This is a genomic window from Photobacterium satsumensis (assembly GCF_050336935.1).
In the GTDB taxonomy this organism is placed as follows: domain Bacteria; phylum Pseudomonadota; class Gammaproteobacteria; order Enterobacterales; family Vibrionaceae; genus Photobacterium; species Photobacterium satsumensis.
Map to the genome: position 1 here is coordinate 49,514 of NZ_JAKJSK010000009.1, position 12,574 is coordinate 62,087.

Annotated in this window: 8 protein-coding genes; all 8 read left to right on the forward strand. The window is 51.2% G+C overall.

The genetic code is table 11. The annotated features are described in order from the left end of the window. Positions 1–124: 124 nt before the first annotated feature. The 8 genes from L4D79_RS18790 (at position 125) to L4D79_RS18825 (ending at position 12,552) form a co-directional block, all read left to right on the forward strand. Positions 125–1,915: a patatin-like phospholipase family protein gene (locus L4D79_RS18790; protein WP_428653122.1), complete on the forward strand. Its 1,791-nt coding sequence runs from the start codon at positions 125–127 to the stop codon at positions 1,913–1,915. A 437-nt stretch (positions 1,916–2,352) separates the two neighbouring features. Then, on the forward strand, positions 2,353–2,628 hold the full coding sequence (locus L4D79_RS18795; RefSeq protein WP_428653123.1) for a hypothetical protein: 276 nt from the start codon (positions 2,353–2,355) through the stop codon (positions 2,626–2,628). A gap of 509 nt (positions 2,629–3,137) precedes the next feature. After that, the gene (locus L4D79_RS18800; RefSeq protein WP_428653124.1) at positions 3,138–4,400 is read left to right on the forward strand and encodes a sarcosine oxidase subunit beta family protein; all 1,263 of its coding nucleotides are present in this window, start codon (positions 3,138–3,140) and stop codon (positions 4,398–4,400) included. 12 nt (positions 4,401–4,412) lie between these two features. Beyond that, on the forward strand, positions 4,413–4,709 hold the full coding sequence (locus L4D79_RS18805; protein WP_428653125.1) for a sarcosine oxidase subunit delta: 297 nt from the start codon (positions 4,413–4,415) through the stop codon (positions 4,707–4,709). After that, on the forward strand, positions 4,706–8,347 hold the full coding sequence (locus tag L4D79_RS18810; protein ID WP_428653126.1) for a sarcosine oxidase subunit alpha family protein: 3,642 nt from the start codon (positions 4,706–4,708) through the stop codon (positions 8,345–8,347). The genes L4D79_RS18805 and L4D79_RS18810 overlap by 4 nt, the downstream gene beginning before the upstream one ends. Before the next feature lie 121 nt (positions 8,348–8,468). Continuing rightward, positions 8,469–9,806: a glycine cleavage T C-terminal barrel domain-containing protein gene (locus L4D79_RS18815; RefSeq protein ID WP_428653127.1), complete on the forward strand. Its 1,338-nt coding sequence runs from the start codon at positions 8,469–8,471 to the stop codon at positions 9,804–9,806. A gap of 75 nt (positions 9,807–9,881) precedes the next feature. Next, positions 9,882–10,769: a methylenetetrahydrofolate reductase gene (locus tag L4D79_RS18820; protein ID WP_428653128.1), complete on the forward strand. Its 888-nt coding sequence runs from the start codon at positions 9,882–9,884 to the stop codon at positions 10,767–10,769. 61 nt (positions 10,770–10,830) lie between these two features. Continuing rightward, positions 10,831–12,552: a formate--tetrahydrofolate ligase gene (locus L4D79_RS18825; protein WP_428653129.1), complete on the forward strand. Its 1,722-nt coding sequence runs from the start codon at positions 10,831–10,833 to the stop codon at positions 12,550–12,552. Positions 12,553–12,574: the final 22 nt, after the last annotated feature.

Genomic DNA, 12,574 nt, shown 5'->3' on the forward strand with positions numbered 1-12,574 from the left:
AATCTCTTTATTATTGATGGTACACTTTGTGTCTAATGTCACAAATTTGCACTATCAATAACACAGAATAAAACCATCCAACCTATTATTTATATGCAACACAATTTAATCAGGGAGGATTGGTATGTTCTTCGACCAAGGTCAATTGTCTTTTCTAAAGCTATCTATTTTAATTGTAATAATACCGACGATCACGGCCTGTTCTTCTACACCAGAGTACAGTAAATTAACATTCGAGCAGGTTCGTGAAATGGAGAAAGTGCTATTAAGAGATAGTTCGAATACACTCGGTTTGGCGCTCTCTGGGGGAGGAACTCGGTCTGCATCGTTTAATATTGGCTTGCTTGCAGGCCTTAATAATACTAATCAATTAGATCAAATTGACTACATATCAACAGTTTCAGGTGGCTCTTATGCAGCCTACTGGTACTACTCTAAGCTTTACTATCTAAAAGATTCTGGTGGTGATACTGAGAAAGATTTGTTCAGGTTATGCTTTTCAAATAGTGACTTACTTGAGGATGGGGATGCAGAGTGTGTGTCAGCTGATAATAGTTACAGGTTCCAAAGGCACTTACAAAACAACTCTCTAATTCTAAAAAAACACTCAATGATGTTAGGGGACGATAATAAAACTCATTGGGGGCACTTTGTTCCAATAACACTCCGTTCAATTTACGAGCCTCCAATAAGTAATACATTGGAATTTTTTGGGTTAGATAACAATGTCTACTCAGCAAGGAATTACTATAAAGATGGTATTGAAAGGACTTATGGATTATATCCAAATGAAAGCAACATCAAGGGATTAATGTCCGGAGAGTTTGTAGGAAACGATGATTCATTGCACCGTGCCAATGAACACAAATATAGAGCAGAATTTCTATCGATAACATCTTTAACAGAAAGATTATATTCTTCAACAAACGAAAAAAAACCACCAATTTGGATTATCAATACTACAACCGCCCCAACAAATAGGTTTAGAATGAGTCGTTTGTACTCAGACCCATATATTAATGAGCCTTTTATAGATGCTATCTATGAAATTACTCCTTTTTCCTTAGGCTCTGGACTTACAGGCTACATTTCAACTGAAGAGGCTGTGAATATGAAATGTAGCTACATGAGCGAGGACGATAGTTGTCTTAGAAGCTTGTCAGATTACGTTGCTTTATCTGGAGCAGCTGTTGATCTTACACCTTATACTTCTGGTTTAGGGACTCTAGGTATGAGCTTGATGGGAGTATGGGGGCTTGAGTTAGGTGATTATTCTATAAATCCTAATGATTTCAACCACCCTGCATATTTATCTGACGGAGGGCACTCGGATAATCTCGGAGCATACTCTCTGATAAAGAGAGGAGTTGATAGAATTATTATTTCAGACGCAGAAGCAGATCCAAATGGTCAGGTTGGTGGGTTAAAACGCCTCGCAAAACAACTAAAAAATGAAGGGAAATCAATTATATTTTATTATATAGATAATGGAAATTACATTCCTATTGATGAACTTAATCATTGCTTGTCTGATGCCAAAACCTCTTGCCTCAACATTGCCTATGATAATGACAACCCAAGCAAAGAAGTAAAAGACTGGGAACTAGCACCAGTTATCAATGCTGAAGTAAGAACAGATGATGGGAATAAGGTGTCAGAGCTACTGTACGTCAAACTAAGAGCTTTGGACAAATACATGCTTATAGCAAATGAAGAAAAACAGTATCCGAAAGCGACAATCGAGATTCTCGAAAAAGAGCGAGATGAAAAGACTTTCCCTCATGTTTCAACCGTTGATGTAAACTTTAGCCCAACCCAATATTATGCATACTTTAGCTTAGGTAGGTTCTACGGAAACCAACTTAAGAGATTCTTAGACAACAAAAAAGTCAATCAGCATATAGCTATGCAATAGAGCTATCTGTATTGCTCTTGCTCCCAAAGTACTTTTGTCCATCGGTGTGTTGACGGATGATGTAACACGCCTTTTTCCCATTCCTTCTTAGCTACACAGCTACCAATACAAAGTTTGACTTACTTTTCTAAATACCAGTAACGTGGCTATAGGATCGGGATAACGTCATACTGACTATGTTGCGGCGGCTACCGCATTAGCCTTTATGTCTGTACACCCTCCATAATGATCAATTAAGCTACTGGAGTAATCTTTATGAAAGCTAAGCATAAGGACAAAACCAAGCCCTTATGGGGCAACAACTAAATACGTAATTTTCCCCACAAAAAATTCAGTAAATCTGCATCTTCCCCCTTCAAAGACTCCCGTAAAAACCCTACCCTTCTTTTGCTTAGGATAAAAACTAGCAAAAAATATAAAAATAAAAATAGTCACCGATGAAGATTATCTTGATCCAAACTGATGTAGAAACGGAAACTACACGTAACTTAAAGAACGGAAATTCTAAGAAAACGATTAGAACAAGAAGCTATGAAGTGAAGGGAAACATCTTCAACCAAGGTAGGAATACCACTCGTAAGCCTGTTTTTGTTGGGGATCAACCCATAGGCTGGGCAATGCTCAGTAGGTCTGCAGATGTTATTACATGTTTAACACCTTTGGCATCAACATTAGCAATGGTATTAGCCGTGATTGTATCAACATTCAAATAAGAAAAGGGCACATCGTGCCCTTAAATACGTAGTTCTGCACTTGTAGTGGATTATAAAAATTGACTACTCAATTAGATTTTTTACCATACCTCTGATAATTCACCATAAGCTAAATTATCAAAGCCACTGACACGCTTTTGTCCAAAACCTTGTTTCAGATAGTACTCGTTAAATGTGGTCGTTTCACCTAGGAATATGCAGTAAGGCAATTGAAAGTGTGTCGTAAACGAACAACGTCAAATTCTGTTGCTCGTCTAATTTTGAAGCCTTTTCATGTTTTACTCTATCCAAATTACCCCCTTTCAAATAATCACAATAATGTGATGCAAACGCTTATATACACTCTCCTGTAATTTCTTGACTAGACTCGTTTTCATCGAGTGTCGCAAATCCGCTGCTTTTCGCCGCAACCGGGCAAATTTTTTACAGGTTGAGCATTAGGCTTCATCTGAGGGAAGCGTGTCTGCACGCTGGTACACGGCTTGTATCTACCTGAAAAGGCATCAGCAATGAGCGAAAAGACCAATCACTATTCTGGCTTCGGCCTATTCAAGCATGCGCTGAGTTTTCATGAGCATTGGCAGCGGGTGTGGCGAAACCCCGTTCCCAAGCCAAGCTACGATGTCGTGATCATCGGCGGTGGTGGGCATGGTCTGGCGACGGCGTATTATCTGGCCAAGAACCATGGCATTACCAATGTGGCCGTCGTGGAGAAGGGATACCTGGGCGGAGGGAATACTGCGCGTAATACCACCATAGTCCGCTCAAACTACCTCTGGGATGAAGCGGCCCAGCTTTACGAACATTCACTGAAGTTGTGGGAGGGGCTCTCTCAGGATCTGAACTACAACCTGATGTTCAGCCAGCGCGGAGTGTTGAACCTAGGGCACACCCTGCAGGATATGCGGGATATCGAGCGGCGGGTCAATGCCAACCGCCTCAATGGTATCGACGGTGAAGTGCTCGATAGTGAGGCGGTACAAGCCTTAGTACCGCTGCTGGATTGCTCGCCAAATGCTCGTTATCCCGTACTGGGGGCGAGCTGGCAACCTCGGGCAGGAACCGCGCGCCATGACGCCGTGGCATGGGGGTTTGCCCGAGCCGCAGACAGGCTGGGGGTTGATCTTATCCAGCAAAATGAAGTGACAGGGATCCGGGTCCAGGCTGGCAGGGTACAGGGCGTTGAGACAAAGGGCGGCTTTATCGGGGCGGGTAAAGTTGGCTGCGTTGCGGCGGGAAATTCCGGTGAGCTGGCCAAGATGGTAGGTATGACCCTGCCGATAGAGTCGCACCCGCTTCAGGCCATGGTGTCAGAGCCGCTCAAGCCCTGCTTGGATACCGTTGTGATGTCTAACCACGTACACGGTTATATCAGCCAGTCAGATAAAGGCGATATGGTGATCGGGGCCGGTATAGACAGCTACCTTGGCTACGGGCAACGCGGCTCTTTCCCGGTTATTGAGCACACTGTTGCCGCTATCATCGAAATGTTCCCCTTTCTCAGTCGGGTCCGGCTCAACCGCCATTGGGGCGGGATTGTGGATATTTGTCCCGATGCCTGTCCAATCATTGGCACGGCCCCGATTGAAGGGCTGTATTTTAACTGCGGCTGGGGGACCGGTGGTTTCAAGGCGACGCCGGGCTCCGGCCATGTGTTTGCAGACACTATCGCCAACAATAGGCCGCATGCCCTGGCCAGGCCTTTTTCCCTCGACCGCTTCGTCAGCGGCCATTTGATTGATGAACACGGCGCGGCAGGCGTGGCGCATTAGGGAGGGAACACGATGCTGAATATTTACTGCCCATATTGTGAGGAACTGCGTGGGGAAGAAGAATTTACCTATGCGGGAGAGGCCCATATCGAGCGGCCGCCGGAGCCGGACAAGATCAGTGATGAAGCGTGGGGGCGGTACTTGTTTCACCGCAATAACATCAAAGGCAGTCATAAGGAAATGTGGTTTCATGCCACTGGTTGCCGCAAATTCTTCAACGTGGTCCGCCATACAGTGAGCTATGACATTGAGCGGGTATACAAGCTCAGTGATCCCGTTCCCGGCAATAAGGAAGGAGAGTGCGAATGAGCCAGCCCAATCGCTTATCTTTCGGCGGTCGGGTTGATCGCCGCCAGCCGCTGAGCTTCGTTTTTAACGGCACAACTTACGCCGGTTATCGGGGGGATACCTTGGCTTCTGCCCTGATTTCCAACGGTGTTGATATTGTCGGCAGCAGTTTCAAATATGGTCGCCCGCGCGGCACCCTTGCCGCCGGGGCCGAGGAGCCCAATGCCATTTTTCAGGTCGGCAGTACGCCGGCAACGACGATCCCCAATCTGCGAGCAACCCAAGTCGAGCTATATGACGGTTTGGTGGCCAGCAGTGTGGATGGCCTGTCCCCTGGAGGATTGGGCGGGTGGGATCTGAAATCCGCCCTGGGCAAAGTCGGCAGTGGCCTGATGCCGGTCGGCTTTTACTACAAAACCTTTATGTATCCCGAATCGATGTGGATGACCTACGAAAAGTACATCCGCAAGGCGGCAGGGCTTGGCGAAGCACCACAGGCTCGCGATCCGGATAGCTATGACAAAATGCACCATCATTGCGATGTGCTGATTATTGGCGCGGGCCCTGCTGGGCTGGTGACGGCAAGGCAGCTTGTTGGCAGCGGTTTGCGGGTAATGGTGGCGGACGAACAACAGGAGTTCGGCGGCTGTCTACTCGGTAGTCAGCAGTGGATTGATGGCCAACCGGCTAACCAGTGGCTGGCTGATACGTTGGCCTTGCTTGTCGCCGATCCTGATTTTATCTTGTTGCCACGCAGTAGTGCATTTGGCTATTACGACCAGAATTTTCTCGGGATTGTTGAGCGCCGTAGCGATCATCTTGGCGAAAACCAACCGGGTGCTCGCCAGCGGCTGCACCGGGTACGGGCCAGAGAGATCGTTCTGGCGACCGGGGCGATAGAGCGCCCGTTGGTGTTTGGCAATAACGACGTTCCCGGCTGTATGTTGGCGTCCGCTGTATCTACTTATATCTGTCGTTATGGCGTGATCCCCGGGAGTCGGCTTGTGGTGATGACGGCCAATGACCATGGTTACCAGGCGGCACTTGACTGGCATGAGGCGGGGCGAGAAGTGGTCGCTATTGTCGATACTCGTCAACACGTTACTGGTGAGCGGGCTAAGCTGGCCAAAGCGGCTGGGATAGACATTATTCCGGGCCATGCTGTGATTAATGTTCGCGGGAAAAAACGGGTCAAGGCGGTTGAGGTAGCCCAGCTCAAGTACAACGGCGGTCAGGTGGGCCAGCATGATACCTGCGTGTTGGAGTGCGATACGGTAGCGAGTTCTGGAGGATGGAGCCCGGCCTTGCACCTCTCCTGCCATACCGGTAGCCGACCGCGATGGCGTGATGATATCGCCGGCTTTGTACCGAATAATCCCGATTTGCTCTACGCGGGAGGCATTCAGGGGATCTATGCCCTGTCTGCTGTGCTGCAAGATGGGGGCAAAGCGGCTCAGGCGGTTGCCGATCGTTTGCAGGTTTCACTGCGGCCAGCACCATTACCGCAGGCCAATGATCCGGCAGAGTCTGCACCGATGGCGCTTTACCATATTCCCCATCACCTCCCGACCAGTCGTGCCCCCAAGCAGTTTGTCGATTTCCAGAATGATGTAACGGCTGCAGGTATCGAGCTGGCAATCCGGGAAGGGTTTGAGTCGATCGAACATGTGAAACGCTATACCGCACTGGGGTTTGGCACCGATCAGGGCAAGACCGGCAATATCAATGGGATGGCTATCGCCGCCAATGCCCTCGGGCAGACTATTCCCGAAACCGGCACGACCATTTTTCGTCCGATGTACACCCCGGTGACCTTCGGTGCACTGGCTGGCCGGGAGGCGGGGCATTTATTTGATCCGGCCCGCTTTACCGCGATGCACCTATGGCATCTCCAGCAGGGGGCTAAGTTTGAAAATGTCGGGCAGTGGAAACGGCCTTGGTATTACCCGCGTGGCAACGAAACTCAGCAGCAGGCGCTGGATCGGGAGTGCATGGCAACCCGCAACAGCGTTGGGATCATTGATGCCTCGACGCTGGGCAAGATAGATATTCAGGGGCCGGGTGCCCGCGATTTCCTCAATCGGATCTATACCAATGGCTGGAGCCAGCTGGCGCCGGGGCGCTGCCGCTACGGCGTGATGTGCAAGGAAGACGGGATGATATTTGATGACGGGGTGACTTCTTGCCTTGATGACAACCACTTCCTGATGACCACAACGACCGGTGGGGCTGCAGCGGTGTTACGCTGGCTGGAACTGTGGCACCAGACGGAGTGGCCGGAGCTGGAAATTTACATGAGCAGCGTGACCGATCACTGGGCCACCATGACGATCGGGGGCCCTAATAGCCGCTCCCTGCTGCAGAAAATGTTGCCGGAGGCTGATCTCTCTGATGCCGCTTTCCCATTCATGAGCTGGCAGCCGCACCGGATTGCCGGTATTGCTGCACGCATATTTCGGATCAGCTTTACCGGCGAGCTATCGTATGAAATCAACGTCAATGCCAATTATGGCCTGTACCTGTGGCAGCAGCTTATAGCGGCGGGAGAGGAGTTTGACATTACCCCCTATGGTACCGAGACGATGCATATTCTCCGGGCCGAGAAGGGGTTTATCATTGCCGGGCAGGACACTGACGGCTCGGTGACGCCACAGGATATGAACATGGCATGGATCACTGGCAGGAAAAAGGCATTTAGTTTTATCGGCCGCCGGTCGTGGCAGCGCAAAGATACCCTGCGTGTTGATCGCAAGCAACTGGTGGGGTTGAAGTGCACTGAGCCAGACACGGTGATCCCCGAAGGGGCGCAGGCGGTCAATGATCCCGATGAGCCTGTTCCTATGACGATGATCGGGCATGTTAGCTCTAGCTATTACAGTGCGACGCTAGGTCACAGCATCGCACTGGGGCTGATCAAGGGCGGTCTGAGCCGGATGGGCGAGAAAATCTACTTTCCCTTGGGCAACGGGCGGGTACTCGCCGCTGAGATCTGCGATGCGACGTTTTATGATCCCGAAGGCGAGCGCCAGTCTGTTGTCATGCCGCCGGCTAAATTTTCCTATACCCCATCAGAAGCGCTGCGCTATGAATCTCCCTTGCATCATGTACAGAGGTATTCCCTTGAAAGGCCGAGTAAATCAGATACACCGCAGGTCATGCTTGAGGAGCGAAAAGAGCAGGCCCTGTATCTTATTCGGGGCGGAGGGGATAACAGGTTCTTTGATGATGTAGAGGCAGTACTTGGGCTGCCGTTGCCCCGAAAAGCGTGCTCGTCAGCTCAAATGGAAGGTGTGCAGGTTTGGTGGTTGGCCCCCGATGAGTGGTTGGTTCTGTCATCACCCAAGCGGCAACTCGAAGCGATGTTGCACCGGCAGCTGCAAGGTCATTTTTCTGTGGTTGATGTCAGCGGCGGTCAGTGTGTCCTTGTACTGTCAGGTCTGCAGGCAGAAGCGGTGCTGAGAAAATCAACGCCTTATGATGTTGATATCCGTTCGATGCCGGTCGGTAAGTGTGTCGGCACGGCGTTTGCCAAAACACAGGTGGTATTGCGGCGCAGCGCCGAGATGGAGTTTGAGTTGGTGGTCCGACGCAGCTTTGCTGATTATCTCTGGCTCTGGTTGCAAGATGCCAGCGAAGAATATGGTTTGGAATGGCAATAATGTTGCTCTAAAGAGGCTGCACGACGTTTTTGGATTCATTCATGTCGTAGATTGGAAAATCAATTTTCCCAAAACAGTCACATTTAAGGGGGACACCGTTAAGGGGACGAGGGTAAAAGCCATGACCAAATACGACAAACGATTACTGCAAGCGCGCGCCGGGGTGGCGCGCCACGAAACCAGTGTTGATCAATCGCATCGTCGCGTGCCGATCAACTTGCGACAGTCAGGACCGACGCCTGTTGAAATGCTGATTTCTACCCGGGTAAGGAAATCGCCGTACTGGCACCTCTCTATCGAGGCCGGCTGCTGGCGGGCGACAGTTTATAACCGTATTTACCATCCTCGTGGTTATATCTTGCCAGAAGACGGCGGAGCTATGGTGGAGTATGACTCCTTGGTTAACGATGTCACCATGTGGAATGTTGCGGTCGAGCGGCAAATCCAGGTCAAGGGCCCTGATGCAGAAGCCTTCGTCAATTATGTGATCACCCGGGATGCGGCCAAAATTCAGCCTTTGCATGGCAAGTATGTGATTTTGTGCAATGAGGATGGTGGGATCCTCAATGATCCGGTATTGCTACGCCTTGCTGAAGATGAGTTCTGGTTTTCTATTTCGGACAGTGATTTGGAGCTGTGGCTACGGGGGATAAACCTCGGCAAGCAATATGACGTCTCGATTGCCGAGATCGATGTTGCCCCGGTACAGATCCAGGGACCAAAATCTGAGGCTCTGATGGTGGATCTGTTTGGCGAGGACGTGAGTCAGATCCCCTACTATGGCCTGATGGAAGCCGAGATCGCGGGCTGTAAGGTGGTGATTTCACAAACCGGATTCACCGGAGAAAAAGGTTATGAAATATACTGCCGTAATGTTACCCAAGATGCCGAGAAGCTGTGGTATGCCGTGTTGGAAGCAGGAAAAGCCCATAAACTGCGGGTGATCGCCCCGGCTCACCACCGTCGTATTGCTGCCGGGATCCTCTCCTGGGGACAGGATATCGATCAGGAAACCCTGCCGTTTCAGTGCAACCTCGCGTATCAGGTGCCGCGAAATAAAGATGCCGATTATGTTGGTAAGGCCGCTCTGGAAAACGCGCGAGAGCAAATTGATGCCGGGACACCGCCGTTTAAGCTCACCATGGTGGGCATAGTGCTTGGTGGTGAGCAAATCACCGACTATGCCAATGATTTCTGGTTGGTTTACGGTGAAGCAGGTGGTGAGGCCCTCGGTTATGTCTCCTCACCATGGTACTCGCCCGAGCTACAAACCAATATTGCACTGGCCCATGTGCCTTGGGAGTTGAAAGAGATCGGTACTAAACTGCGCGTATCTTTGCCCTCAGAGTACGGCGGTGGCGTGGTTGATGCCGAGGTGGTAGAGGTACCGTTCCGGCCATCAGTCAACCCTAACTCGCGCGAGGTGGCAAAATCCCGCGGTAGCGATTTTGTCGACTAGAAACCAGGACTTGGCTAGGCACCCAAACTAGGGTTTTAAATCCTAGTAATAAACCTGGGTGCGCTGGAGTACGGTATGAAGTGTGACGCGTATAACGAGAGCAGCGGGGGCGGATTCCATGAGCTCGATATTGCCCCCATCCTGCATCAATTGCTGGCGGAAGCCACCCTTGAAGCGACCCCCAAGCAGGTCTTGAAGCTCACCACCATGCCGGAATGGCTGCGGATCGGCACTCGGGTATATGTTCCGTTATTGCCGAAAGCACGGTTTGAAGACACCTTTGAAGCGTGTGAGCGGCTGCTGACCTGGGGGATGGTTCCTATCCCCCATATTCCGGCTCGCTCGGTACCCAGTGAAGGCGTTTTGCACCAATGGCTGTGGTCGCTGAACCATATCGGTGTTCAGCATATTTTGCTGATTGCCGGTGAAAAAAATCCACCGTCTGGTCCTTTTGCCAATACCATCGCCTTGCTGGCGTCGGGGATTTTGGCCGATCATCCGTTGTTGGGCATCGGTGTGGCCGGTCACCCCGAAGGACATCCGGTAGCAACACACCAGGAGTTAAGCTCTGCGCTTGCTTTCAAGCGGGAGTATGCCGAAAGGCACCAGATTGAGATGTGGATCGTGACCCAGTTCTCATTTGGTGCGGAGCGCTTTATCCGCTGGCTTGAAGACAACCAGGAGCGGCTTGGCCCTTTGCCTGTTTATCTGGGGATGCCGGGACCGACACGGCTGAAAAACTTGCTCTACTATGCGGCGCAATGCGGGGTTGTGGAGTCTGTTGGCGCATTGCGCCGTAATTTGAAGGCATCCCAGTTATTGAAACCCTGGACACCGACCTTGCTGGTACAGGAGATGGCACGTTATAAGGCCGTGAACCCTACCACCGCTTTTGGTGGGATCCATCTTTACCCGTTTGGCGGACTGAAGCAGTCAGCCCAGTGGCTGAGAGGCAACTACTGACGCGAGTCCCTATTTATAACGTGTTGTACATGTCCTGCCGTTTCGACGAAGGAGGTTAACGGTGAATAACGATTCTAACGTTGTCCTGCTACCACCGGATAATTTACCGCCTCCGGGGAGCCCTGATATTGATATTGCCCGTGCGGTGACACCGAAACCTATCATTGAGGTTGCTGCTGAAAGGCTGGGGCTGTTACCTCATGCCTTAATTCCCTACGGCCATTACAAGGCTAAATTAGACATGGCCCAGCTTGATGTAGGACACCAGCGTGGCAAGTTGGTACTGGTGACGGCGATAACACCGACCACGGCCGGGGAGGGGAAAACGACCACCAGCATCGGCCTGTCAGACGGGATAAACGCGTTGGGTGTAAACAGCACTGCGTGCTTGCGCGAGCCATCACTGGGGCCGTGTTTTGGTATGAAGGGGGGAGCGGCAGGGGGAGGCCGCTCGCAGGCGATACCGATGGAAGATCTGAACCTGCACTTCAATGGTGACTTTCATGCCATCACAGTCGCCCATAATCTGTTGGTCTCACTGATCGATAATCACATCCACTGGGGAAATGAGCTGGAATTGGATCTGCGCCGAATCAGCTGGCGGCGGGTCATGGATCTCAATGAACGTGCCCTGCGTAATATTGTCTGCGGCTTGGGGGGAGCGGCCCATGGCGTGCCGCGTGAATCTGGCTTTGATATCACCGTCGCCTCGGAAATCATGGCGGTGATGTGCCTATCTGAAAATCAGCAGGATCTCCAGCGCCGTCTCGGTGCGATGATGATTGGTTACCGGCGTGACGGCAGTGTCGTGACAGTCCGTGATCTGGGGGCTGACGGTGCGATGACGGTATTGCTCAAAGAGGCCATGATGCCGAACCTGATCCAGAGCCTAGAGTTCAATCCGGTGCTGGTTCACGGCGGTCCTTTTGCCAATATTGCCCATGGCTGCAGCTCCCTGATGGCGACCCGTGCGGCGCTTGCACTGAGCGACGTGGTGGTGACGGAAGCTGGGTTTGGCGCTGACCTAGGTGCCGAAAAGTTTATTGATATCAAGTGCCGTCTGGCAGGGTTGTCTCCCGATGCGGTGGTGCTGGTCTGTACGGTACGGGCATTAAAAATGCATGGCGGTGTAGAGAAGCATAGCCTTGATCTGCCCAACGTTGCTGCGGTCGAAATTGGCTCGGCCAATTTGCTGCGCCATATTCAGAATATCCAGCAATTCGGTCTTGCCCCGCTGGTTGCGATTAACCGTTTTCCCGGTGATAGCGAAGAAGAAATTGCGGTGATCCAACGCTGTTGTTTGGCATCGGGAGTCCGTGTTGCCTCGGCTGAGCATTGGGCGCGCGGCAGTGAAGGGGCATTGGATATTGCCCAACTGGTGCTGGAGCAACTTCAGCATCCATCGCCAACCGTGACACCGCTCTACCCGGACGACATGCCGCTGGACGAGAAAATCCATACTGTTGCTTCCCGCCTCTACGGAGCCTGCGAGGTACAGTTCAGTACTGCTGCGCTGCGCCAACTCGAAGAAATTCACCAGCTTGGCTTTGGCCACCTGCCTGTCTGTATTGCCAAGACGCCCTATAGTTTCACATCGGAGCCTGATGTGAAGGGGGCGCCGATTAATCATGCCCTTCCGGTAAGGGAGCTGCGCCTAATGGCCGGGGCGGGATTTGTGGTCGTGGTATGCGGCGACATTATGACCATGCCCGGCTTGCCGCGCCATCCGGCAGCCTTGGATATTAAGCTCGATGCGCAAGGGGAGATCGTCGGACTGTTTTGACCGTGTTTTGTATGCATTCAAT